Here is a 21,809-nt window from a genome sequence, read left to right as displayed (position 1 = left end):
CTCCCCTGCCCCGCACCCCATCCACGACGCGCCTGCGAATGGCCCTGCGCTCGACCCGAACACCCTCATCGCCCTGCTGCATAGCATCGGCTCCGGCGCCGCCTCCGATGGCCAGCCGTGGCCGGAACGCCACCAGATGCCGGGCCGCCGCATCGCACTGGCGGATACCGATTGCTCGCTCGCGGGCCTTCGGGTGGTGCTGGAGATCCTGCTGGCCGCGCAGCGCGCCCGCGAAAATGGCGAGCTGGAGCAGTACGTTGGCCCGCGCGTGATGGAGGGGCTGATCATGGCCGGAATCGGCCTTACCGCACACGCCAGTACCCGACTGCATCCGGAGGGTTGAGTGGCGTGGTGCCGCTGGGCGGCCACCGCGCTCTGTCTTGTGGTGGTGGTTGCGGCACAGACGCAGTGGCTGGCACCGCCCAAGCCCTCGCCTATCGGTTTCCACAGCATCCCCGGCGATCGCTTTCTGCAGTTGCGCCGCCAAGCCATGCAGTTCGTGGAGGCTCGGCCACGACAGGGCTTCCAGTTCGTCGAGCGGCATCGAGATGCCGAGTTCCAGGTTCATTGCCGAGGCATACCCGTGCTGTGGCTGGAGAGGCGCCCGCAACATCTGCTGTTGCAGGCCTCACTGGACGCGAAGCAGCGGGCGCCTGCCGTTGTGCGGTTGCGGGCGCTCCTCCAATGGCAGTTGGAGCCGTTGGATTACCTGGAGCAGGTACTGGCTGGCGTGCCGGAACCAGTTCTGTTGGATCGGGTGCTGCAGATTCTTGCCAGTGATGTGCCTGATGGGGCGCGATGTGGCGTGCCGTAGTCGAGCATGGCCCGACTCTACTGGGCTGCGGGAGCGAGGGTTCAGGCTCCAGCCCTGCCGCTCGTCACCTGCGCGACAGGCATTGGCCCAGTGATCATGCGGGTCACCTCCCTGCATCGATCCAGCCCGCATCGCGCGCATGCGCTAGATCTTCTGGCGTATCGATATCCAGGCCCAGTTCCGGCGCCTGTAGGACATGCACCATATCGACAGGAAGTTGCCGCAGGCGCGCTCCAAAGCCGCGGTCACCGGTTGCACGCGCAGAGTTGAACCATGCACGCGGCACTACCGCGGGAATGCCAAGCGCATCTCCATGACGGGTGCCTGCGCACCCTGACGCCGAGGCGCGGGCACCGGAAAGCAGCGCCTGCAGATGCGAGCGCTCGATTGCGGGCTGGTCGCATGCCACGACCATCACCGCGGTCACGGTGGGCAGCAGGTGTGCGCCGGCAACCTGCAGACTGCTCGCCAGGCCGCGTTCCCAGTGGTGGTTGGTTACCGGAGTGGCCTCCAGCCCAGCAACGCTGGATGTCACGGCCTCTGCGTTCGCGCCCACCACGACCAGTACCTGCGCAGGCACGAGCTCGCGCGTCAACCGCACCACGCGATGTACCAGGGTCTCGCCCTGCCGGGTCAGAAGCTGCTTGGGCTGGCCAAGTCGGGTGCTCCCGCCGGCAGCCAGCACCACGACCGCATGCGCGTCAGTCATCTGCCGTGCGCGCTTCGCCATTGCTGCAGCTGCGCGGCGATGCTGAGCGAAATCGCCTCTGGTCCTCGGCCGCCGATGTCCAGGCCGACCGGTGATCGAAGTCTCGGGGACAGGAGTTGGCGCTGATCCGGTGTCAGCAGCTTGAACAGGTCCTCGCGCCTTCGCCGCGGACCCAGCAGTCCAATGAACGCGACTTTGGTATCAGCCAGGGCCACCAGCGCCTCCCGGTCTAGTTCGAAATCGTGATGCATCACCAGTGCCGCGTCGCACGGGTCGCCATGAAGGGCCTCGGCCGGGCTGGCCTGAAGATGCGCATCCGCGCCCTGCCCGGCTGAGGCCCAGCGCGCTCGCCGTTCGGCCACGCTGACCCGCCACCCCAGGCCGCGCAGCAACGGAACCAGGAAGGGCGTTTCGGGACCGCCCCCCAACACCAGGGCCCGCGGAAGCCGGGGCAACGGCAGACGCCAAGCACCCTCGCCAAAGGGCTGCGTACCCTCCATCGGATGCAGCTGCCACGCCTGCTCGTGATTGCCGGCACGGAAAATGACCTGCCCCGACGTGCGCAGGTCGCGCTGGAGTGACACACCCTCGCGCAACCAAGCCTCGATGACGTCGTCGATGCCTGCCATGGCACGCAATGGCAGGAGCGCAATCCGCAGCCGGCCGCGGCACCCGAGCGCAGACCCACTCAACAGGTCGTCGTCACTGCGGGTGTCGATCTCGATCCAGTCGACCCGCCCTGCCGCGCTCACCTGCTCCGCGCGTCGCGCGAGCTCGGGCTCCAGGCATCCGCCGCTGAGCCAGCCGACCTGGCTGCCGTTGCAGAACAGCACCATGTCGCCGGCACCGGCGTAAGTGGAGCCATCGGTTTCCAGCGCCAGCGCGAGCACGGCGTGCTCGCCCGCGCGCACGCGCGTCAAGGCCGTCTCGAGCACGCCGCGCGGGCTGCCTTCGGCGAGGAAGCCCGGCGCTGCCGACAGGTGCTCGGCAAGATCGCCGGGCTCCCCTCCGCCTGCGGCGGAGGCCTCCAGAGTGGGCGAGGCTGCGGGTCGGTCCATGCGCAAGGGTCAGCCCACGTCGGGCAAGCCGGGCAGCAGCTTGTCCAGGGTAATGGGATAGTTGCGCACGCGCACGCCGGTTGCGTTGTAGACCGCATTGGCGATCGCGGCGCCGACCCCGCAGATGCCCAGTTCACCCACGCCCTTGGCCTTCATTGGCGAGATCACCGGATCCAGCGTGTCGAGGAAGACCACTTCCTGGTACGGAATGTCGGCGTGCACGGGAACCTCGTAGCCGGCCAGGTCATGGTTGATGAACAAGCCAAGCCGTTTGTCGACCACCAGCTCCTCCATCAGGGTCGCGCCCGCACCCATCACCATCCCGCCGATGACCTGGCTGCGTGCGGAGAGCGGATTGAGGATCCGGCCGCCATCGCATACGGCAAGCATGCGGCGGATGCGCGTCTCTCCCGTGTAGGCATGCACGGCAACCTCGCAGAAGTGCCCTGCATAGGTGCCGACGTCGTAGCCTTGCTTGAAGTCGCCGAAGGCAATGCCGTCCTCCGCCGACAGTGTCCCCGCCTCCGCCAGCTTGATCGTCCGCCCACCCGCCTGGATGCGGCCATTGGCGAAGTCTGCGGTGTCGCCGTCGAAGCCCAGTTTCTCGCCCACCTTGCGGCGCAGGCTGACGCACGCCGCGTACACGCCCGCGGTGGAGCTTGCCGCGCCCCACTGGCCGCCGGAACCGGCGGAGGCGGGATGACGGGAGTCGCCGAGGGTCACCTGGACCCGTTCCAGCGGCACGCCCATGGTCTCGGCTGCCGTCTGCGCGATGATTGTGTAGGAGCCGGTGCCGATGTCGGTCATGTCGGTCTCGACAATCACCCCGCCCTGGCCGTCAAGCCGGACCCGCGCCGCCGACTTCATCGTCGGTGCGCCGCGATAGCCCGCAGATACGCCCATGCCGATCAGCCAGTCCCCTTCCCTGACCTGCGCCGGCCTGGGGTTGCGCTTGTTCCAGTTGAAGCGCTCCGCGCCTTCGCGCAGGCAGCGCACCAGGTTGCGGTCGGAGAACTTCTTGGACGGATCGCCGGGCACGACCTCGGGCTCGTTGAGGATGCGGAACGCGATCGGGTCGAGGCCCAGCTTCTCGGCCATTTCGTCCATCGCCACTTCCAGCGCCATGTGGCCCGGTGCTTCGCCCGGTGCGCGCATCGCATTGCCTTCGGGCATGTCGAGTGTGGCGATGTAGTTGGCCACCAGGCGGTTGGCGCCTGCATAGAGCTTGGGCGTCTGCAGGGTGCCGTTCTCTCCGTCCTCGCCGTTGATGTTGCCCGACCAGTTCTCATGGGCGATGGCGGAGATCCGGCCATCCTTTCCGCAGCCGATCCGCACGCGCTGGAGGGTGGCGTGCCGGTGCGTGGTGTTGTTGGGCATCAACGGGCGTTGCAGCGCGATCTTCACCGGCCGCCCGACCTGCTTGGCCGCCAGCGCGGCCAGTACCGCGTCGGCACGGATGAACAGCTTGCCGCCGAAGCCGCCGCCGATATAGGGCGAGTCCACGCGCACCTTGGCAGGATCGATGCCGAGGATCGCCGCCATGCCCTGCCTGGCCCAGTCGATCATCTGGTTCGCCGTCCACAGCGTGAGCGTGTCGCCCTCCCAGGCGGCGATGGTGGCGTGCGGCTCCATCATCGAATGACTTTCGTCGGAGGTGTGGTAAGTCTCGTCGAGCTTGACCGCGGCGCTCGCGTAGGCAGTGTCGAAATCGCCGAGCGTCTGCCGGTCGGGCTTGCCACCGCGCCCCTTTGCCAGCGGCGCAGACGGTGCCAGGGCCGGGAAATCGAAGCGGCCCTTGCCGCGCTCGTAGCGGGTGCGGATCAGCGCTGCGGCGGCGCGGGCCTGCTCGAAGGTCTCTGCCACCACGCAGGCGATGGCCTGATGGTAGTGGGCCACTTCGGGTCCGCCGAACAGCGGCGCATTGTTCCAGTTCGATTTGCCGACCGGCTTGGTTTCCGGTGCGGTGATGACCGCCAATACGCCGGGCGCGGCACGTGCGCGGGAGGCATCCATCGAAATGATGCGCCCCTTGCCGATACCCGCACCGACGATGTAGCCGTAGGCCTGGTTCGGCGCCACGTCATGGCGCTCGTAGGCATAGGGGGCGGTGCCGGTGGTCTTGCGTGGACCGTCGATGCGCGGCGTCGACTTGCCGACGACCTTGGCCTTGTCGAACAGGTTGTCGCCGGCGGGGGCGTTGAATTCAAGGGGCATCAGCGCTCTCCTTCCACCAGCACCGCTGCGAGAGTGCGCTCGGCGAGCGCGATCTTGAACGCGTTCTCCGGCGTCGGACGGGCACCGGCGAACACCTGCCGGGTCGCGGCCTTTACGCCATCGCGCAGCAGCGGTTCGGCTGCCTCGACGCGCCACGGCTTCGGCGCGACCCCACCGAAGGCGAACCGCGCCGAGCCGTCACGCTGCACGACCGCGGCGACCGACACCAGTGCGAACGCATAGGACGCGCGGTCACGTACCTTGTGGTACACGTGCCGACCGCCCAGGGGTTCTGGCAGCGTGACGTGGGTGATCAGCTCACCGCGCTGCAGCACGTTGTCCTGCTGCGGCTTGTCGCCGGGGGAACGATGGAAATCGGCAATCGGGATGCTGCGCGTACTGCCGTCACCCCTGACGGTCTGGATCGAGGCATCCAGCACCCGCAGGGCCACCGCCATGTCGCCCGGATAGGTCGCGATGCAGCTGTCCGAGGTGCCGATCACGCCCATCTGCCGGGAGAACCCCTCGAGTGCGCCGCAGCCGGATCCGGGCAGGCGCTTGTTGCAGGGCAGATTGGGGTCGTAGAAATACGGGCAGCGCGTGCGCTGCAGCAGGTTGCCGCCGGTGGTGGCTTTGTTGCGCAGCTGCCCGGAGGCGCCTGCCACGATCGCGCGGGTCAGCACCGCGTAGTCGCGGCGCACGCGCTCATGCGACGCCAGCGCGGTATTGGTGACCAGCGTGCCGATGCGCAGGCCGCCCTCGTCGGTGGTTTCGATCCTGTCCAGGCCGATGTCCTGCACATCGACCAGGTGCGCTGGCGTCTCGACCTCAAGCTTCATCAGGTCGAGCAGGTTGGTCCCTCCGGCCAGGAACTTCGCGCCCTCGGTACCGGCGACGGCCTTGGCGGCCTCGGCCGGGGATTTGGCGCGTTCGTAACTGAAGGCCCTCATGAGCGCCTCCCTGCAGAGGTCACGCCAGCGACCTCTGCCATTGCCTCGGCAATATTGGAATAGGCGCCGCAGCGGCAGAGGTTGCCGCTCATCCGTTCGCGCATTTCCATGTTGGTGGCCCGGGGCCGTGCGCTGACATCCGCCTGCACATGGCTGGGGACACCCCGCTTGATCTCGTCCAGTACCGCCACCGCCGAGCAGATCTGCCCCGGCGTGCAATACCCGCACTGGTAGCCATCATGCTTGATGAAGGCGGCCTGCATCGGATGCAGGTCATCGGGGGTTCCGAGGCCTTCGATGGTGGTGATGGCATCGCCCTGGTGCTGTACCGCCAGGCTGAGGCAGGCATTGATGCGCTCACCGTTGACCAGCACGGTACAGGCGCCGCATTGACCGTGGTCGCAGCCCTTTTTCGTTCCAGTCAGCTTCAGATGTTCGCGCAGGGCATCGAGCAGCGTGGTCCGGGTGTCGAGCTCAAGCTCCCGCCGCTCGCCGTTGACGGTCAAGGCCACCGTGCTGATGACCGGCGGCCTGGGCGGCGGGGGCGCCGCCAGTTCGGCGGCGAGCGATGATGCCCCCGGTGCGGCGGACATCGCCACGGTCGTGACGCCGCCGGCGATCACCTGGCGACGCGTCAACTTCATTCCTTCATCACAACTTGGCACAGTGACCTCCTGGCGTTCGGGGAAACCCCGTGGCTGGATGGACGCGCTCACACTACCGAAGGGCCACTATGCCCATCTGCGGGGTACAGATCTGTGAAGTCGGCGAAATGTACGACCCTACCAACTTGGGCCATGCGTATGCCTCACTGGATGGCTCACAATCCTGTTTGTCCCTCAACATGAAGAACACGATGGGCCGACGCTACAAGGGCGTTGGCTGTGAGGGTTCGGGCTCGTGGATGGAGCCCTCCAACAAGGCAACGTAGGTATCGAGCCTGGTGCGAAGGCCGATCAGCATCCAGCCCAGCACGTACAGCAGCACCATGGCGAAGATGAGCAGTGCGCCTAGCAATCCAACATCGAAAGCGCCCGCCCAGTCGCCCCATTTCCAGCCACGGAACTGTAGGTATAGGGCAATCAACAGCGGGAATGGCCCCAGCCGCTGCAGCCCACCATACATCATGCCCATGCGCTCCATCATGTTTGTGCGCAAGGTGCTGACGAACTTGAGTCGCCGCTCGCGCTGGACGCGCGGGAATCCGCGAAGCTCGGTCACCACCGCTTGCCAGTGAGCGAAGTCTTCATCCATCTCCCGGGCGTGCGAGAGCCGCGGCTGGCTGAACTGGCGAATGCCCCTGCGGGCGGCCAGGACGCCACCGACAATGAACCCTCCGATTTCGATTGCCAGGCAGGCAACAACCACCTGGAGCACTACACCAAGAGGCAGCCATCGATCCGGAAGCTGCCCCATGAGAATGCCGATGATCGCCGCACCCACGCCGATGCGAAACGCCCACGTCTCCACCCTGCCCGCCTTGGGGTAGATGCTGTGCTCAACCAGTCCCTGCACCCGCTGGTAGAGCCAGTGGAATGTCAGTTCCTGCGAATCGGTCTTTGCCGGCGGATCGAATCCGCTCCCTGCCTGCATGTCCATTGCGCCCCCTTCCCCCGGCCGGCGCAGACGCCGGCCACCCCATCGTACCTGAGCGTGCTTCGGATGGCGCCTCAGCGGGAATCACATACCCAGCTCCGACAACCCCGGGTGATCATCCGGGCGACGCCCCAGCGGCCAATGGAACTTGCGGTCGCTCTCCTTGATCGGCATGTCGTTGATACACGAGAAGCGGCGCTGCATCAGGCCATCCTCTCCAAATTCCCAGTTTTCGTTGCCATAGGAACGGAACCAGTTGCCGGAGTCGTCGTGCCATTCGTACGCGTAGCGGACCGCAATGCGGTTTTCGGTAAAGGCCCAGAGCTCCTTGATCAGGCGGTACTCGAGCTCCTTGTTCCATTTGCGTGCCAGGAACTGCCGGGCTTCCTCCCGACCGTTGGTGAATTCGGCACGGTTACGCCACTGGGTGTCGAGCGAATAGGCAAGCGAGACCTTGTCGGCATCGCGGGAGTTCCAGCCATCCTCGGCAAGACGCACTTTCTGCGTGGCCGATTCAAGGGTGAACGGAGGAAGCGGTGGACGGGGTTGTTCAGCGGACACGGGGAAACCTCCAATCGAAATGGATATACGGGTTGCTTCAACGGATCTGGGGTACCCAGGCGCTAACGCTTGGCCTGTTCCAATAACAGCTTCGCGACATCCTTCGCGGTGTCTGCGGCGTCGAAATCACCCATCACGCGCGACAGGGTGATGGCGCCTTCCATCAGGACCAGCAGCTGACGGGCCAAGTCCGCCGGCTGCTCCACCTCCAGTTGCTCGGTAAGTTCCAGCGTGTAATCGAGCAGCTTCTGCTTGTGATCACGCGCGATCTGCCGGATCGGATCGGCCGGGTCGCCGACCTCCCCGGCAGTATTGATGAACACACATCCGCGATAGCCCTCGGACTGGAACCATTCCTTGAGCACGGTGAACAGGCCGAGGATGCGTGCTTCCGGGGTGTCCGCTTTATCGCACTCGTGCCGGAACCAGGCCAGCCAACGCACGTCGCGGGCCCTGAGCGCAGCGGCGGCCACGTCGTCCTTGTTCTCGAAGTGGCGGTAGATGCTCTTCCGCGCCACGCCTGAGGTCTTCACCAGCAGGTCCATGCCGGTGGCATGGATCCCGTTCTGGTAGATCAGCGCCTCGGCCGTGGCCAGGATCTTCTGCGGGGTGTCGGTGCTGCTCTTGCTCATGGCTGCAAGGTAGAACGGGCGTTCTCCATTGTCAACGGGCGATCGCGAGCGATTCGCTTGCCCACATCCGCGCAAGACGATCTATCAAGAAATTCGGACTTGTCATATCCCTGGCGCCTGATCGCGGGCGCAAAGTACATCTCACCACCCACCCATGAGAGTTCCCGCATGAACACCTTCGCCCGTACCCTGGCCGTTGCCACCCTCGCCCTTTCGGTCCAGGCCGGCCTGTCCGCGCAGGCCGCCGAACCGGCCACGCCGGCGGCAGTCACCAGCATCGCGCGCACCGCCAGCTACATCACCACCGCCGATGGCGTGCAGCTGTACTACAAGGACTGGGGCCCGAAGAACGGCCCGGTCGTGACCTTCAGCCACGGCTGGCCGTTGAACTCGGACAGCTGGGAATCGCAGATGATCTTCCTGGCCAACCACGGCTACCGCGTCATTGCCCATGACCGTCGCGGCCACGGCCGTTCCAGCCAGCCGTGGGATGGCAACGACATGGATCACTACGCTGATGACCTGGCCACGGTGATCAATGCGCTGGACCTGCACGATGTGACCCTGGTGGGCTTCTCCACCGGTGGCGGCGAAGTGGCGCGCTACATCGGCCGGCATGGCACCGGGCGGGTGAAGAAGGCCGTGCTGATCAGCTCGGTACCGCCGTTCATGCTGAAGACCGCCGACAACCCGAACGGCCTGCCGATCGAAGTGTTCGATGGCATCCGCAAGGCACAGATGGATAACCGCGCGCAGCTGTACAAGGACATCCCGTCGGGCCCGTTCTACGGCTTCAACCGCCCGGGCGCGAAGGTGTCGCAGGGGCTGATCGATGCGTGGTGGGCACAGGGCATGCAGGGCGGCCACAAGAACACCTACGACTCGATCGCTGCGTTCTCGGCCACCGATTTCCGCGCAGACCTGAAGAAATTCGATGTGCCCACCCTGGTCATCCACGGTGACGACGACCAGATCGTGCCGATCGATATCTCAGGCCGCCAATCGGCGAAGCTCATCAAGGGCGCAAAGCTGATTGTCTACCCGGGTGCGCCGCACGGCCTGACCGACACCCACAAGGACAAGGTCAACCAGGACCTGCTGACGTTCCTGCAGGAAAAGTGAGCCGCCAGGGGTTCCGGCGATGCGCCGGAGCCCGCTTTCTGTTGAAAGGCGCGGCCTGCATGCTGGACTTCCGGCGCTGGAGATCGATAGCCGAGCATGGCTCGGCTCTACAGTGGAGCCAGCTCGCGCGCAAGGAACGGTGCCGTCCTGCTGCCCTTGGCGTGGGCCACCTGATGCGGCGTCCCAGCCGCCACGATGGTGCCGCCCGCGCCGCCAGCGCCCGGGCCGACGTCGATCACCCAGTCGGCCTGCGCGACAGAACGCATGTCGTGCTCGATCATCACTACCGTGTTGCCTGCGTCCACCAGCCGCTGAAGCTGCACCAGCAGCCTGTCCGCGTCTGCTGCATGCAGCCCGGTGGTGGGTTCGTCCAGCACGTACAGCGTGCGCCCGCGCTGGCTGCGCTGCAGCTCTGTGGCCAACTTGATGCGTTGCGCCTCGCCACCTGAAAGTTCGGTGGCTGGCTGGCCCAGCCGCAGGTAGCCCAGGCCGATCTCCTGCAGCAGCTGCAGCGGGCGGGCGATGGCCTCTTCTCCGGCGAAGAACGCATGGGCCTGGTCCACCGTCATCTGCAGGACCTCGGCAATGTTGCGGCCGTTCCACTGCACCCTCAGCGTGGCTTCGTTGTAGCGGGCGCCGTGGCAGGTGGGGCACGGCGCATAGACGCTCGGCATGAACAGCAGTTCGACGCTGACGAAACCCTCGCCTTCGCAGGTCTCGCATCGCCCCTTGGCTACGTTGAACGAAAAGCGGCCCGCATCGAATCGGCGACGGCGCGCGTCGGGTGTCGCGGCGAACAGCTTGCGCACGTGGTCGAACAAGCCCGTGTAGGTAGCCAGGTTGGAGCGTGGCGTGCGGCCGATGGGCTTCTGGTCTACCTGCACCACGCGCTGGATGGCATCCACATCGCCGGCAAGCTGGCCCCGAGTGGCTTCGATCACGGTGGGTCCATCCGTGGGCGCGCTGTCGGCGCTGTCGTCTACCGTCTCGTGCCCCAGGTGCAGCAGCATCAGCTCAGGCAGCGCCTGCGCCATCAGGCTGGACTTGCCCGATCCGGAAATGCCGGTCACTGCGGTCAGCAGCCCCAGCGGTACCTGCGCGTCCACACCGTGCAGGTTGTGGCGATGGATGCCTTTCAGCGCCAGCCAGCAGTTGGCACTGCGCTGCCGGCTGGCTGGCGCAGGCACCTGGTCGAACAGGTACTGCGCCGTGCGCGAATCCTGAACGTTGCGCAGGCCATCCGGCTGGCCACTGTAGAGAACGCGTCCGCCATGCTCTCCTGCCTGCGGGCCCACATCCACCAGCCACTGCGCGCGGCGCATCAGCTCCAGATCATGTTCAACGACAAACACCGAGTTACCGCCGTCGCGCAGCCGTTCCAGCGCGTCGTACAGCGCCTGGCTGTCGGCCGGATGCAGGCCGGCCGAGGGTTCGTCGAGTACGTACAGCACGCCGAACAGCAACGAGCTGAGCTGGGTGGCCAAGCGCAGGCGCTGCAGCTCGCCGGCCGACAGCGTGGGCGTGGCGCGATCCAGCGAGAGATAGCCCAGGCCGAGCGCGCGCAGTTGCCCCACCCGCGCCATGACCCCACCCGCCAGGCGTTGTGCCGCCAGGCGCTTTTCCTCAGACAAGGCTGAGGTCAGGCGCACGTCGGGGGCGCCTTCGTGGGTCGCGCGGCCATTTGCTGCCCGCTTGGCGCGATCGCGGGGCGTTGCACGCCTGCTGGTACGCGCGCCGTGGCTGTGTGCACTGAAGTCGCCCTGCGCGATGGGCTCGAGCAACGCCGCCAGCTGGTCCATCGGCAGCCGCAGGAACTCGCCGATGTCCACGCCGGCGAAGGTGACCGAGAGCGCTTCCGGTTTCAGGCGCTTTCCGTTGCAGGCGGGGCACAGCCTGCCTTCCATGTAGCGGGAAACACGCTTGCGCATCAGCGCGCTCTGGGTGTTGGCAAAGGTGTGCAGCACGTAGCGGCGTGCGCCGGTGTACGTGCCCATGTAGCTGGGCTCCAGCTTGCGCTTGAGCGCGGCGCGGGTCTCGGCGGGCGTGAAGCCGGCATAGACCGGCACGGTCGGGGTTTCCTCAGTGAACAGGATCCAGTCGCGGTCCTTCTTCGGCAGCTTCTTCCACGGCACATCGATGTCGTAGCCCAGTGTGACCAGAATGTCGCGCAGGTTCTGGCCATGCCATGCCGGTGGCCAGGAGGCGATGGCGCGCTCGCGGATGCTCAGCGATGGGTCCGGCACCATCAGCGCTTCGGTCACCTCGTAGACGTGCCCCAGGCCGTGGCAGGTGCTGCAGGCACCCTGTGGGGTGTTGGGCGAGAAGTCTTCGGCGTACAGCATGGGCTGGTGGGCCGGGTAGGCCCCTGCCCGCGAGTACATCATGCGCACCAGGCTGGACAACGTCGTCACGCTGCCCACCGATGAGCGCGCATTGCTGGCACCGCGTTGCTGCTGCAGGGCGACCGCCGGTGGCAGCCCGTCAATGGCATCCACGTCGGGCACGCCGGCCTGATCGATCAGGCGACGCGCGTAGGGCGCGACGGATTCGAAGTAGCGCCGCTGCGCCTCGGCGAAGACCGTGCCGAAGGCCAGCGAGGACTTGCCGGACCCCGACACGCCGGAGAACACCACCAGTGCATTGCGTGGAATGGAGACATCGACATTCTTCAGGTTGTGCTCGCGCGCACCGCGCACCTCGATGCAGCCGCTGGCTGCGGCAGCACATGACGACTCGCCAAAGGGGGTGTTGGACATCTCAGCATTCCTGCATTCGGTGGGCGGATCGCGCATGGTGCGCCCGAGCGGCCATTGTCGCCGGTGCGGAGTGAATGGCGCGAGGGCGCCGGAGGCGGGATGCTGTCTTCACCTCCCCTTCGTACGGCGTTGCCCAGCCACGGGCTAGCGTGGAGAGCCCACACACCGGAGGCTGCCATGCACCCCGACGTACTCGGCTGGGCCGCCACGGCGGTACTGATGGCAACCTTGATCCGGCAGATGGTGAAGCAGTGGCAGTCGTCCAACCCGGAAGCCGTGTCCAGGTGGCTGTTCGCAGGCCAGATGACCGCGTCTGCGCTGTTCACGGTGTACAGCGCGATGCTGGGCAGCGTGGTATTCGTGGTGACCAATGCGATGCTGCTGTTGACGGCGGTGGTGGGCCAGGTGATGGCGTGGCGCCGCCGCGGCCGACGCCGGGCTCCCCCGCCCTGCTGATTGTTAGTGCGCGTTGCCTGAAGGATTGACATCACGTTGCCCCGCCCTTGATGGGGCCGCTCACAACGCACTCCTATGCTGGGCCCACCACCTGCGAGGTGGTGATCAACCTGGAGATGCACCATGCAACGCGACCAGAAAGACCTTCCCCATCCGGACACGGAGGCGCAGCGCCCCGATCCTGTCAGTCCGCTGCAGGCAAAGCTGCACAACCACCGCAATCATGACGAAGCGCTGCAGGAGACCTTCCCCGCCAGCGACCCGATCTCCCCCTTCGTCGCTGCGCCAACGCCGGAAGAGCAGGACAAGCGCCTCGGGGAGCGGGTCAAACTGCCAGACCGGCACACGGATGAGGAGGCCGCGGGAGGTGACCAGTGATCCGGCGCGGTTTCGCCCGTGTCGCGGCCGCGACGGCGCGATTGTCCGGCAGCCTGGGGGCATTCGTCGCAGCGCTGGGGGTGATCATCGCCTGGGCTGCCAGCGGGCCGGCCTTCCACTTCAATGACACGTGGCAGCTGGTGGTGAACACAGGAACCACCATCGTGACCTTCCTGATGGTGTTCCTGATCCAGCATACGCAGAACGCCGATACCGCCGCGCTGCACATCAAGCTGGACGAACTGATCCGCGTGAGCAAGGACGCCAACCAGGAGTTGTTGAACCTGGAGTCGATGGAGCCGGCCCATCTTGAAGAGATACGCCAGCGTTACGAGGCACTGGCCAAGACCGCTGCAGACATCAAGTCCAAGAAGGAGCGCTGCATGCCCTGCGATGCGGACGCGGCCGCCGAAGCCTGAGGTCGCGGCTCCGGCGGCTACCTGCACCTATCACTGTTCTGGCGTGAGGCCCTGCCTGGCAGGGCCTTCCAGCAGCGCTCCGGTGGCCGAAAAGCGGCTGCCGTGGCAAGGGCAGTCCCATGTGCGCTCATGGCCATTCCATTGGACAACGCACTTCAGGTGCGGGCAGAGCGCCGACATCGTGTGCAGGCGCCCACCCTCGTCGCGGTAGACCGCACTGCGCTTTCCATCCACGTCCAGCAGTGCGCCGCAACCACGGGCCAGCTCACTGGGCGAGCGCGAGGACGCCGTGGCAAGGCGATCTCCCACCATGTGCCGCGCCACCGTGGCGTTGGCGCGGGCCCAACCAGAGGCCGAGCGCACCGGGGTGAAACGCATGGGGCTGAGCAGCTGCTCGATCTCGCTGGCCGTGCCGATGATTCCCTCGGTGATCGCGCGCGCGGCCACGCCTGCCCAGGTCAAACCGTCCGACCCATAGCCGGTAGCGACCCACACATTATCGTGCGCGCTGCTGCCGATGTAGGGCAGCTGGTCGGCTGCACGGAACTGCTGCGCGGACCAGCACAGCGGCTCTCCCTGCACGGTGAAATTGCGATGCGCGTCGGCGACCAGATGCTGGGCTGGATCCATCGGCGGCGTTTCGCCGGTGCGGTGGGTCTCGCCGACCAGCACCAGCCAGTCACGGCCATCAGTACCGCGCACCCCGCGCAGCGATCGGTGCCGATCGGCAATCCAATGAATGCCTGCCGCGGGCGGCGTGGCAACCGGTACCGCCACGCCGTATTCGCGGTAGACCTCCATCTCGGCCTGCACCAGGTTGAAACCTGCTGGCGAATGGGTGGCCAGCACGAAGTGCCTGGCGTGGATGTGGGCGCCGTCGGCCGTCGCAACGCCGGCGGATGCCTCGATGCTGTTGATCCGGGTCCAGTCGTGGATGCGCACCCGGCCCGCCAGATGTCGCGCCAGCTCAATGCAGAACGCCGCCGGATCCAATTGCGCCTGATCTGCAACGCGGAAGGCGTGGCCCAAGGTGAACGGCAACCCGGACTGGTGGTGTTCGCACTGAAGGCCGACGCGCTGATAGGCCTGCAGCTCACGCTCGAATCGCGCAGTGACCTCGCGGGTGCGTTCCTGCATGCCGTACTGCATGGCCACGCGTTCGAAGCCACAGCGCAGATCGTAGCGGTGAACCAGTGTTTCGATGGACCGCAGCGCCTGCTGCCGCCACTGCACGACACGGCTGGCCGTGTCGCCGCCCCAACGGGAGATCAGATCGGCCAGCCGGGAGACGGGCGCGTAAAGATTGCCGGTGGACATCACCGTATTGCGCCCGCCGATGGGCCCCGCATCAACCAACAGCACATCCAGGCCGCTATCGGCCAGGCGGGCCGCTGTCAGCAGGCCGGTCATGCCGGCGCCCACCACCAGCACGTCCGCCTGCGTGGTTCCGGCAAGTGGACGGAAGCTGTTCGAATCGCTATCACGGGACCATAGGCTGGCGCGCAGTGACGGGTCGGTCATGAAATGCACCCTTGCAGAGTCAGCTGGAAGCCTTCCCTGATACGCCGCCGGGGGTGAAACAGCCGTGGTGCGACCGTGCAGAAAATCCTCACACACGTAGCCGTAGCGATGCCGAGCAGGGGGTGGCTGAACATCGCGTAGACGGCACGCCTGCGTCCGCTGTGCGGCCGACAACACCCTCCTTGCGGTGCGGTTGCCAGCTTGCCCGGAAGGAGGAACCCGCAGTGAGCACGCACCTGGGGCTCGACCTGATCATCGCGCAACTGGAGGAAATGCTGCCGGAATGGGCGGCGTTCTACTTGGAGCAGCAGTTCATGCGCATGCTCGCCGAAGCGCTGGACTACATTGCTGCCAGTGCGGACCCGGAGGCCCGGCTGTACTGCGTGATGCGCACCGGGCACCTCCATCTGTGCAGCGGAGAGATTCCGTGGCCGGCGGGCCATGGAGGCCCTGGCCGTTTGCTACGGGTCTGCCTGCGCCCATCGCGCGAGATTCTGTTTCACTTTTCCGATGTCGGCCCACGGGTCCTTGCGGCGTCGTTTGAGCTTTGCCGGCACATCCTTGATCGTGAACCCGTCGGCGCGCTTGAGTTTTGACAGATCACTCCATGCAATCGGCAGCGCCACCGGTGCCCCCGGCCTGGCCCGCAGCGAGTAGGACGCGACCGCCGTTGCACCGCGCCCATTGCGCAGGTAGTCGACGAAGATCCGCTTGTTGCGCAGGCTTTTGATGGCCGTTGCCACGAACCGCTGGGGCTCGGATTGCGCCAGCGCTTCGGCGAAGCCTCTGGCGAAGCGCTTGGTCAGGTCCCAATCACATCCCGGATCGAGCGGCACGACCACGTGCAGGCCCTTGCCGCCGGATACCCGCAGGAACGACTCCAGTTCCAGCTGCGCCAGCAGTTTGCGGATGTCGGTGGCCGCTTTCCTGACCTCGGCAAAGGGAACGCCGGGTCCTGGATCCAGATCGAACACCACCCGATCGGCCTTGTCGGGCGTTTCGGCGTGGCTGCCCCACGGGTGGAATTCCAATGCGTTGAACTGCACCAGTTCCAGCAGGCTGGCCGGGTCACGCACCACCAGGTAATGGGCGTTTATCCCGCTTTCCTCCTTGAGCTTTACTGCGTCGACCAGCTCCAGCCCGGCCGTATGGTGTTTCTGGAAGAAGCAGGGCTTTGTGGCGCCACTGGGGCATCGGATGATCGAGAGCGGGCGATCAATCACCTCGGGAAGCAGGTGCTCCATCACTGCCGTGTAGTAATCCCACACGTCCTGCTTGGTGTAACCGTCGCCGGGGAACAGGATCTTGCCCGGCGAGGACAGCGATGGCGGCGCGCGATCCGCCACCGGTGCCAGCCTGGTCTTGCGCGCAGGCCGCGGGGGTGCCGGTGTGCGCGCCGCCGCCAGGGCCGTTCCAGCGCGATCGGAATCGGCGAGGTCGGCGATATCCTTGTCCGCGCGCACCGCCTTCAGCGACGCCTGGCGCAACAGCTTCTGCCCGCCGATCCCGCGGTAGAAGACCTCCACCACGAATCGCGGCTCGAACCAGGTCGCAGCGCGCAGGTCGGTGTCCTGGGTGGGCACGTACGCGGTTGGCTTGCGGCCGCCACCGCCCTTGATGCGCTTGCTGATGTCGCCGATCAGCTCGTCCGAGAACCCGGACCCCACCCGGCCGGCGTAAAGCCAGCCGTGCTCCGCATCTGGACGGGCCAGCAGCAGCGCGCCGAAGCCGGCACGGCTGCCTTTGGGTGCGGTGTAGCCCACCACCGCAAACTCGTCGCTGGCCAGCTGTTTGGTCTTGCGCCAGTCATCACTGCGGCCGCTGTGGTAGCTGCCGTCGGCGCGCTTGGAAATGATGCCTTCGAAATGCTGCTCACCGGCCAGGCGATAGGCCTCGTCGCCATCGCCCTGCACATGGGAACTGAACGCCAACGGGCTGCCCTGCCCTTCCAGCAAGGACTGCAGCAAGGCCTTGCGCTCCAGGAGCGGCGCATCGGCGACGTCCACGCCATCAAGATGCAGCAGATCAAACAGGGCATACGTCAGCACGCCCTGGCGCTCGCCGGAGAGCGTGGCCTGCAGCAGGTTGAAGTCCTCCTTGGTGCCGGCGCCGGCGATGAGCTCACCGTCCAGTGCGGCTGAAGTCAGGCCCAGCGCCGCCACCGCGTCACGTATCTCGGGGATCTTGCCGGTCCATTCGAGTGCGTTCCGGGACCACAGCTGCACCTTGCCCTTGGCGACCGTGGCGAGGATGCGGTACCCGTCCCACTTGATCTCGTGGACCCACTGCTCGCCCTGGGGCGGCGCGTCTCCCAGCTTGGCCAACTGCGGTTCGAATGGACCGGACGGCGCTGCGGCCTTTCTTGCCTTGCTGAGCGCCAGCGCCTTCTTCGCCCAGTTCGTTCGTCGGATGCGCTTGACGGGTACCGCGGTGAGCCGCCTCTTCGCGCTCTTGCCGGCCCCGGCCCGCTTCAGATCCTCCGCGGGCGCTTCAGCGACATCCGCCAGCAGATCATCTGCCTCGATGTCGCTGGCAAATTCGTCGTCGTCCTTGAACAGCAGCCACTGCGGCTGGCGCGCCGGCTTCCCGGAGCGGACCAGATGCCATCCGCCCTTCAGTTTGGCGCCGAACAGTTCGAATCGCAGATGGCCCTTGGCGAGCTGGGCTTCCGGGTCGCCCTGCGTCGCCCACACGCCATGGTCGAACTGGGCCACATGGCCACCGCCGTACTGGCCTTTGGGGATTTCGCCTTCGAAGGCCGCATAGTTGACAGGATGATCTTCCACCTCCACCGCCATGCGCTTGACCTTCGGGTCGTAACTGGGCCCCTTGGGCACGGCCCAACTCTTCAGCGCGTCCCCTACCTGAAGGCGGAAGTCATAGTGCCTCCGGCTGGCATGGTGCAGCTGCACCACGAAAATGGCGCGTTGCCCTTTCGGTAGCGCCTTGCCCGGCTCGGGCTCCTTGGTCTTGTCAAAACTGCGCTTGCGGCGGTACTCGACCAGGGACATGGGCAACTCCGCGCTATTTTCCCAGATGCTTGCGGACAGCAACGACGGTGGGTCCGACCGCCGCCACAGCAGCACGAAGTTCCTTGGCGGACACGCCCAGCGTGGTGGTCCAGTACTGCAGCTCGTAATCTTCGTTGACGTTGATGCGATCCCGGTCCGGGCGGCCGGTTTTCTGCTTGTCATCGCTCATGGGAGTCTCCGCGCGTGGTCGGGCGTGAAGTGACCGTACCGGCCGGTGCATGGGCACGAGGCGATGCCATTGTGAAGCCATGGCGAAGGCCTGGCGGCACCGGCGCCAACCCGCAGTGGCGGATCCCGCATCGTGAAGGGCACGCGCACGGTTCGCGTGGACCTTCACATGCCGCCTTCACCTGGCACCTGCCTGATCGCAACCGGGAAGACCCTACGCTGATCGCTCCACTCACTGCGGAGCCCAGTATGGCTATCAAGACGGCGGAAGACCTGTTCATCCACGAACTCTCGGATATCTACAGCGCCGAGAAGCAGCTGACCAAGGCCCTCCCACGCCTGGCCCGTGCGGCCGAGAATCCGGACCTGGCCACGGCGTTTGAGACGCACCTGGAAGAGACCCAGGGCCAGATCGAACGCATCGACCAGGTCGTCGAGATCCTGGGCATTCGCCTGAAGCGCATCAAGTGCGCGGCGATGGAGGGCCTGGTGGAGGAAGGCAAGGAAGTAATCGACAGCATCGACAAGGGCCCGGTGCGGGATGCTGCGCTGATCGGCGGCGCGCAGAAGGTCGAGCATTACGAGATTGCGTCCTACGGGACCATTGCCGCGCTGGCCAAGCAGCTGGGCTACAAGGACGCCCTGCCGCTGCTGCTGGAGACGCTTGAGGAAGAGAAGGCCACCGACGAAAAGCTGACCCTGCTGGCCAAGGGCGGCGGCAACGCCAAGGCCGCGCAGGCCGCCTGATCGGCGCGCCTTGGAACCCGGCTGCCACGGACGGCGGCCTCAGTGCCCGTAGAGCACCTGATCATTGGGGCAGAAGAACGTGCGCCGCCGCGTGGTCCCCATGTAGAGCTTGCTGATTGGGCCACCGCACAGGGGACAGACCTTCTTCGTGTGCACCTGCCAATGCTTCTTCAGCTCGAAGCGCCGCTTCCATTCCAGAAAGTCGAAGCTGTAGGCGCGCGCCTGTTCGATCAGCGCGGTAAGCCTGCGTGGCGGCAGGTCGCCCAAGCGGGTGGCGGGGTGCACGCCTATACGGAACAGCACCTCGTTCTTGATGATGTTGCCCACGCCGGCAAAGACCGTCTGGTCCAGAAGCGCATCGCAGACCATGACTTCCGGCATTGCCTTCAGCTTGCGCCGGGCCAGCTTCGGATCCCAGGCATCGTTCATCACGTCCGCGCGCCAGTCGTAGACGTCGTCCAACGGCTCGTCGATCAGCCGCACGGAACACGCATAGAAGTTCAGCTCGCCATTGTCGAACAGCAGGGATACACGCGCCGGGGTTGGCTTCCGTTCGTCGATGCGCCAGCTGCCGAACATCATCAGATGGATGCGCAGTGTGTGGCGGCTGAATTCCAGCAGGAAGTGCTTGCCCCAACTGCGGACCGCCTTGACCCTTCGGCCCTGCAGCGGCGACAGGTCGATGCGGCTGTTTCCGGAGACGGTGCGGACCACGTGCCCTTTGAAATGGCTAGTGGCTTCGCGCAGCAGTACGATGGAAGGACCTTCAGGCATGGGCGTTCTCCTGCAGCAGCGCCTGCAGGCGCAGTGCGTTGCCGGTGGCATGGCCCAGTGCTGTATTGTCCAGTACGAACCAGGCCGGCCGTTGCGCATCAGCTTCGCGCCGCAGCCCTTGCGCCAGTTCCGCCAGGGCCTGTTCGCTGTACGCACTGCGATAGATCTGCGGCTGGCCGTGCCAGCGCCAGTAGCTCCACGCTCGATCACCGCCGGGAACCGCTGCCGCCGGCACACGTGCCGGATCTGCGGCTACCCGTGCAACACCATGCGCGCTCAGCAGCGCATCCACGTCCGCCGTGAACCAACTCGGATGCCGCGGCTCGCACGCTACATCGGCCTGCGTGCGCGCGCGCAGGCCCCGCAGGAAGGCTTCGGCCGTGGCCGTGTCGTACACCAGGCTGGGCGGCAGCTGCAGCAGCAACGGACCGAGCTTTCCACCCAGCTGCAGCACGCCCTCAAGGAACTGTTCGAGCGGCTGCATTGCATCGCGCAGCCGACGCTCATGGCTGATCTCGCGCGGGAGTTTCACCGCGAACCGGAAGCCCTCCGGAACGCTCGCCGCCCATCGCGCGTAAGTCCTGGGCTGGTGCGGTCGATAGAAGGAAGAGTTGATCTCCACCATCGACAGGCGTGTGGCATAGCGATGCAGTAGGCTCTCGCCCGCGCCGAACGCTTCCTGATCCGCCCGCGGCAGCGACCATCCCGCACAACCGACGCGTGGTGGGCCGGACGCAACCGGGGCGGCTGTGGCCTTCATCGTGCCAGCTGCCCGTCTGGCTCGATGATGCCACCCGCGCTTGCTTCCGTCTGCGATTGCGAAACCGACAGTAGTCGATCCAGGGCACTGGTGCCCGACTGCAGCGCCGACGCGCTGCGCACGAATCCGGTCCAGTCGGAAATGGCGATCTTTCCCAGCGCGAGCTCATCCACCCGCACGCTGCGCATCCGCCAGCGCGGAAACTGTCGGCGACCCACCCTGCCCCGGTTCAGTTCGACGATTCCGCTGTGGCTGCTTGCAGCCAGAATGCGCGTGTACACCGCCTTGACCCCTGCCTCCGGGCCTTCCAGGTACTGCAGGAAGCGCGAGCCATCGAACAGCAATGTGCCGGTGACATCGGCGGACTCGTTGAACTGCACCGCCTCCGCCACGAGTTGCTGCAGCCGCTGTTCCGTCAGGTTGCGGGAGGCTTCACTTACATAGGCAATCGCTCTGAAGGGCATGGCACCACCGGTTGTTGCAGACCGCTCTACCTTAGCCACACCGATCGTACGCGCGGTGAGACCGGTGTGGAGGCTGCGTCGAACTGTGGCGTGTACCTTCCGCATCGCGTTGACGCACGGTTGGGCCGCCGAACGTGTGTCTGCCACTGTGCGCACGCGTGCAGGGATGTTCGTGGAGGCCGGATGAGGAATCAGAGCCTTCCGGATGACGCGACGTTGGCGGTCGTGCCACCGCCGTCTAGCGCCGGATCTGGAAGATGGTCGCTGCCGCCAATGAGGCGGCTGAACCCAAGGAGACTTTCCATGGCCAACCAGAACCAGAACCAGGGCACCAGCAACCGCGGTTTCGCTTCGATGGACGAGGACAAGCAGCGCGAGATCGCCGCCAAGGGTGGACGTGCCGCGCACGAGTCAGGCAACGCCCATGAATTCAGCTCGGAAGAAGCACGCGAAGCCGGCCGCAAGGGCGGCGAAGCAGTGAGCCAGGACCGCCAGCACATGGCTGACATCGGCCGCGAAGGCGGCCAGAACAGTCGCGGTGGTGGCAACCAGGGCGGCAACCAGGGCGGCGGGCAGCAACAGCAGGAACGCGGCGGCGGCAACAACCGCGGTGGCCAGCAGCGCTGATCGGCGCTGAAACCCGTTGCATCCCTTCGTGGGGGGGGGGGGGGGGGGGGG

Annotated in this window: 23 protein-coding genes; 8 read left to right on the top strand and 15 right to left on the bottom strand. The window is 66.1% G+C overall.

The features are described from left to right. Together O0J15_RS16560 and O0J15_RS16555 are read left to right on the top strand one after the other, a co-directional pair. A partial coding sequence (locus O0J15_RS16560; protein ID WP_345784133.1) for a hypothetical protein occupies positions 1-343 on the top strand: 343 nt, incomplete at its 5' end. Further along, positions 344-814: a hypothetical protein gene (locus O0J15_RS16555; protein ID WP_308305974.1), complete on the top strand. Its 471-nt coding sequence runs from the start codon at positions 344-346 to the stop codon at positions 812-814. Between the two features lie 103 nt (positions 815-917). On the opposite strand, the gene O0J15_RS16550 is transcribed toward O0J15_RS16555, so the two are convergent. The 8 genes from O0J15_RS16550 to O0J15_RS16515 form a co-directional block, all read right to left on the bottom strand. Next, the gene (locus O0J15_RS16550; RefSeq protein ID WP_308305973.1) at positions 918-1,544 is read right to left on the bottom strand and encodes a nucleotidyltransferase family protein; all 627 of its coding nucleotides are present in this window, start codon (positions 1,542-1,544) and stop codon (positions 918-920) included. Continuing rightward, positions 1,520-2,581 (bottom strand): XdhC family protein, encoded by a 1,062-nt coding sequence (locus O0J15_RS16545; RefSeq protein ID WP_308305972.1) that lies wholly within the window; start codon positions 2,579-2,581, stop codon positions 1,520-1,522. Before O0J15_RS16545 ends, O0J15_RS16550 begins: the two co-directional genes overlap by 25 nt. 9 nt (positions 2,582-2,590) lie before the next feature. Beyond that, positions 2,591-4,795: an aldehyde oxidoreductase molybdenum-binding subunit PaoC gene (gene paoC, locus O0J15_RS16540; RefSeq protein WP_227836709.1), complete on the bottom strand. Its 2,205-nt coding sequence runs from the start codon at positions 4,793-4,795 to the stop codon at positions 2,591-2,593. Then, positions 4,795-5,745, bottom strand: coding sequence for a xanthine dehydrogenase family protein subunit M (locus O0J15_RS16535; protein WP_180832662.1), 951 nt, complete (start codon positions 5,743-5,745; stop codon positions 4,795-4,797). Before O0J15_RS16535 ends, paoC begins: the two co-directional genes overlap by 1 nt. After that, positions 5,742-6,389 carry an aldehyde dehydrogenase iron-sulfur subunit PaoA gene (gene paoA, locus O0J15_RS16530; RefSeq protein WP_005416549.1) on the bottom strand — a complete coding sequence of 216 codons (648 nt, stop codon included), beginning with the start codon at positions 6,387-6,389 and terminating at the stop codon, positions 5,742-5,744. The genes O0J15_RS16535 and paoA overlap by 4 nt, the downstream gene beginning before the upstream one ends. A gap of 223 nt (positions 6,390-6,612) precedes the next feature. Continuing rightward, the gene (locus O0J15_RS16525; protein WP_308305971.1) at positions 6,613-7,344 is read right to left on the bottom strand and encodes a hypothetical protein; all 732 of its coding nucleotides are present in this window, start codon (positions 7,342-7,344) and stop codon (positions 6,613-6,615) included. An 81-nt stretch (positions 7,345-7,425) separates the two neighbouring features. Then, positions 7,426-7,902 (bottom strand): nuclear transport factor 2 family protein, encoded by a 477-nt coding sequence (locus O0J15_RS16520; RefSeq protein ID WP_021202431.1) that lies wholly within the window; start codon positions 7,900-7,902, stop codon positions 7,426-7,428. Positions 7,903-7,964: 62 nt separating this feature from the next. Further along, positions 7,965-8,534: a TetR family transcriptional regulator gene (locus O0J15_RS16515; RefSeq protein WP_164143753.1), complete on the bottom strand. Its 570-nt coding sequence runs from the start codon at positions 8,532-8,534 to the stop codon at positions 7,965-7,967. A 168-nt stretch (positions 8,535-8,702) separates the two neighbouring features. Between O0J15_RS16515 and O0J15_RS16510 the strand changes: the two genes are divergently transcribed. Next, positions 8,703-9,656, top strand: coding sequence for an alpha/beta hydrolase (locus O0J15_RS16510; protein WP_308305970.1), 954 nt, complete (start codon positions 8,703-8,705; stop codon positions 9,654-9,656). Positions 9,657-9,763: 107 nt separating this feature from the next. On the opposite strand, the gene O0J15_RS16505 is transcribed toward O0J15_RS16510, so the two are convergent. Further along, on the bottom strand, positions 9,764-12,412 hold the full coding sequence (locus O0J15_RS16505) for an excinuclease ABC subunit UvrA (protein ID WP_308305969.1): 2,649 nt from the start codon (positions 12,410-12,412) through the stop codon (positions 9,764-9,766). A 177-nt stretch (positions 12,413-12,589) separates the two neighbouring features. Here O0J15_RS16505 and O0J15_RS16500 point away from each other — a divergent pair, with 177 nt between their 5' ends. The 3 genes from O0J15_RS16500 (at position 12,590) to O0J15_RS16490 (ending at position 13,665) form a co-directional block, all read left to right on the top strand. Continuing rightward, the gene (locus O0J15_RS16500) at positions 12,590-12,868 is read left to right on the top strand and encodes a hypothetical protein (RefSeq protein WP_072167048.1); all 279 of its coding nucleotides are present in this window, start codon (positions 12,590-12,592) and stop codon (positions 12,866-12,868) included. Between the two features lie 123 nt (positions 12,869-12,991). Further along, complete coding sequence (locus O0J15_RS16495; RefSeq protein WP_308305968.1) at positions 12,992-13,246, top strand: hypothetical protein; 255 nt, start codon at positions 12,992-12,994, stop codon at positions 13,244-13,246. Then, entirely contained in the window at positions 13,243-13,665 is a 423-nt protein-coding gene (locus O0J15_RS16490; protein ID WP_134729265.1) for a low affinity iron permease family protein, read from the top strand. The genes O0J15_RS16495 and O0J15_RS16490 overlap by 4 nt, the downstream gene beginning before the upstream one ends. A gap of 30 nt (positions 13,666-13,695) precedes the next feature. Here O0J15_RS16490 and O0J15_RS16485 read toward each other — a convergent pair whose 3' ends face one another. From O0J15_RS16485 to O0J15_RS16475, 3 genes are all read right to left on the bottom strand, one after another. Further along, a complete protein-coding gene (locus tag O0J15_RS16485) occupies positions 13,696-15,186 on the bottom strand; it encodes an FAD-dependent oxidoreductase (RefSeq protein ID WP_308305975.1) in 1,491 nt (496 codons plus the stop codon). Positions 15,187-15,647: 461 nt separating this feature from the next. After that, positions 15,648-18,197: a DNA ligase D gene (gene ligD, locus O0J15_RS16480; RefSeq protein ID WP_308305967.1), complete on the bottom strand. Its 2,550-nt coding sequence runs from the start codon at positions 18,195-18,197 to the stop codon at positions 15,648-15,650. Positions 18,198-18,210: 13 nt separating this feature from the next. Then, positions 18,211-18,387 (bottom strand): DUF3606 domain-containing protein, encoded by a 177-nt coding sequence (locus O0J15_RS16475; RefSeq protein ID WP_019659710.1) that lies wholly within the window; start codon positions 18,385-18,387, stop codon positions 18,211-18,213. 248 nt (positions 18,388-18,635) lie between these two features. On the opposite strand from O0J15_RS16475, the gene O0J15_RS16470 reads away from it, so the two are divergent. Then, positions 18,636-19,133 (top strand): ferritin-like domain-containing protein, encoded by a 498-nt coding sequence (locus tag O0J15_RS16470; RefSeq protein WP_019659711.1) that lies wholly within the window; start codon positions 18,636-18,638, stop codon positions 19,131-19,133. 39 nt (positions 19,134-19,172) lie between these two features. Here O0J15_RS16470 and O0J15_RS16465 read toward each other — a convergent pair whose 3' ends face one another. The 3 genes from O0J15_RS16465 to O0J15_RS16455 are packed head-to-tail and all read right to left on the bottom strand — an operon-like array spanning position 19,173 to position 21,131. Next, the gene (locus tag O0J15_RS16465) at positions 19,173-19,907 is read right to left on the bottom strand and encodes a DNA-formamidopyrimidine glycosylase family protein (RefSeq protein ID WP_134734840.1); all 735 of its coding nucleotides are present in this window, start codon (positions 19,905-19,907) and stop codon (positions 19,173-19,175) included. After that, entirely contained in the window at positions 19,900-20,667 is a 768-nt protein-coding gene (locus O0J15_RS16460; RefSeq protein ID WP_134729259.1) for a DUF72 domain-containing protein, read from the bottom strand. The genes O0J15_RS16465 and O0J15_RS16460 overlap by 8 nt, the downstream gene beginning before the upstream one ends. Next, positions 20,664-21,131, bottom strand: a complete 468-nt coding sequence (locus O0J15_RS16455) for a BLUF domain-containing protein (RefSeq protein ID WP_019659714.1) — start codon at positions 21,129-21,131, stop codon at positions 20,664-20,666. Before O0J15_RS16455 ends, O0J15_RS16460 begins: the two co-directional genes overlap by 4 nt. Positions 21,132-21,434: 303 nt before the next feature. Here O0J15_RS16455 and O0J15_RS16450 point away from each other — a divergent pair, with 303 nt between their 5' ends. Continuing rightward, positions 21,435-21,758, top strand: coding sequence for a KGG domain-containing protein (locus tag O0J15_RS16450; RefSeq protein WP_058982980.1), 324 nt, complete (start codon positions 21,435-21,437; stop codon positions 21,756-21,758). The last annotated feature ends 51 nt before the right edge of the window (positions 21,759-21,809 follow it).

This window comes from Stenotrophomonas sp. Sm10 (assembly GCF_030985515.1).
Classification (GTDB): Bacteria; Pseudomonadota; Gammaproteobacteria; order Xanthomonadales; family Xanthomonadaceae; genus Stenotrophomonas; species Stenotrophomonas hibiscicola.
The sequence above is the reverse complement of the archived record's forward strand: the minus strand, read 5'-3'. Positions and strand labels throughout refer to the sequence as shown.

What these genes read in the sequence shown, in the direction of transcription:
- O0J15_RS16550 (WP_308305973.1), bottom strand. Translation starts at nt 1,544, where the DNA reads ATGGCGAAGCGCGCACGGCAGATGACTGACGCGCATGCGGTCGTGGTG.
- O0J15_RS16545 (WP_308305972.1), bottom strand. Translation starts at nt 2,581, where the DNA reads ATGGACCGACCCGCAGCCTCGCCCACTCTGGAGGCCTCCGCCGCAGGC.
- paoC (WP_227836709.1), bottom strand. Translation starts at nt 4,795, where the DNA reads ATGCCCCTTGAATTCAACGCCCCCGCCGGCGACAACCTGTTCGACAAG.
- O0J15_RS16535 (WP_180832662.1), bottom strand. Translation starts at nt 5,745, where the DNA reads ATGAGGGCCTTCAGTTACGAACGCGCCAAATCCCCGGCCGAGGCCGCC.
- paoA (WP_005416549.1), bottom strand. Translation starts at nt 6,389, where the DNA reads ATGAAGTTGACGCGTCGCCAGGTGATCGCCGGCGGCGTCACGACCGTG.
- O0J15_RS16525 (WP_308305971.1), bottom strand. Translation starts at nt 7,344, where the DNA reads ATGGACATGCAGGCAGGGAGCGGATTCGATCCGCCGGCAAAGACCGAT.
- O0J15_RS16515 (WP_164143753.1), bottom strand. Translation starts at nt 8,534, where the DNA reads ATGAGCAAGAGCAGCACCGACACCCCGCAGAAGATCCTGGCCACGGCC.
- O0J15_RS16510 (WP_308305970.1), top strand. Translation starts at nt 8,703, where the DNA reads ATGAACACCTTCGCCCGTACCCTGGCCGTTGCCACCCTCGCCCTTTCG.
- O0J15_RS16505 (WP_308305969.1), bottom strand. Translation starts at nt 12,412, where the DNA reads ATGTCCAACACCCCCTTTGGCGAGTCGTCATGTGCTGCCGCAGCCAGC.
- O0J15_RS16500 (WP_072167048.1), top strand. Translation starts at nt 12,590, where the DNA reads ATGCACCCCGACGTACTCGGCTGGGCCGCCACGGCGGTACTGATGGCA.
- O0J15_RS16495 (WP_308305968.1), top strand. Translation starts at nt 12,992, where the DNA reads ATGCAACGCGACCAGAAAGACCTTCCCCATCCGGACACGGAGGCGCAG.
- O0J15_RS16485 (WP_308305975.1), bottom strand. Translation starts at nt 15,186, where the DNA reads ATGACCGACCCGTCACTGCGCGCCAGCCTATGGTCCCGTGATAGCGAT.
- ligD (WP_308305967.1), bottom strand. Translation starts at nt 18,197, where the DNA reads ATGTCCCTGGTCGAGTACCGCCGCAAGCGCAGTTTTGACAAGACCAAG.
- O0J15_RS16475 (WP_019659710.1), bottom strand. Translation starts at nt 18,387, where the DNA reads ATGAGCGATGACAAGCAGAAAACCGGCCGCCCGGACCGGGATCGCATC.
- O0J15_RS16470 (WP_019659711.1), top strand. Translation starts at nt 18,636, where the DNA reads ATGGCTATCAAGACGGCGGAAGACCTGTTCATCCACGAACTCTCGGAT.
- O0J15_RS16465 (WP_134734840.1), bottom strand. Translation starts at nt 19,907, where the DNA reads ATGCCTGAAGGTCCTTCCATCGTACTGCTGCGCGAAGCCACTAGCCAT.
- O0J15_RS16460 (WP_134729259.1), bottom strand. Translation starts at nt 20,667, where the DNA reads ATGAAGGCCACAGCCGCCCCGGTTGCGTCCGGCCCACCACGCGTCGGT.
- O0J15_RS16455 (WP_019659714.1), bottom strand. Translation starts at nt 21,131, where the DNA reads ATGCCCTTCAGAGCGATTGCCTATGTAAGTGAAGCCTCCCGCAACCTG.
- O0J15_RS16450 (WP_058982980.1), top strand. Translation starts at nt 21,435, where the DNA reads ATGGCCAACCAGAACCAGAACCAGGGCACCAGCAACCGCGGTTTCGCT.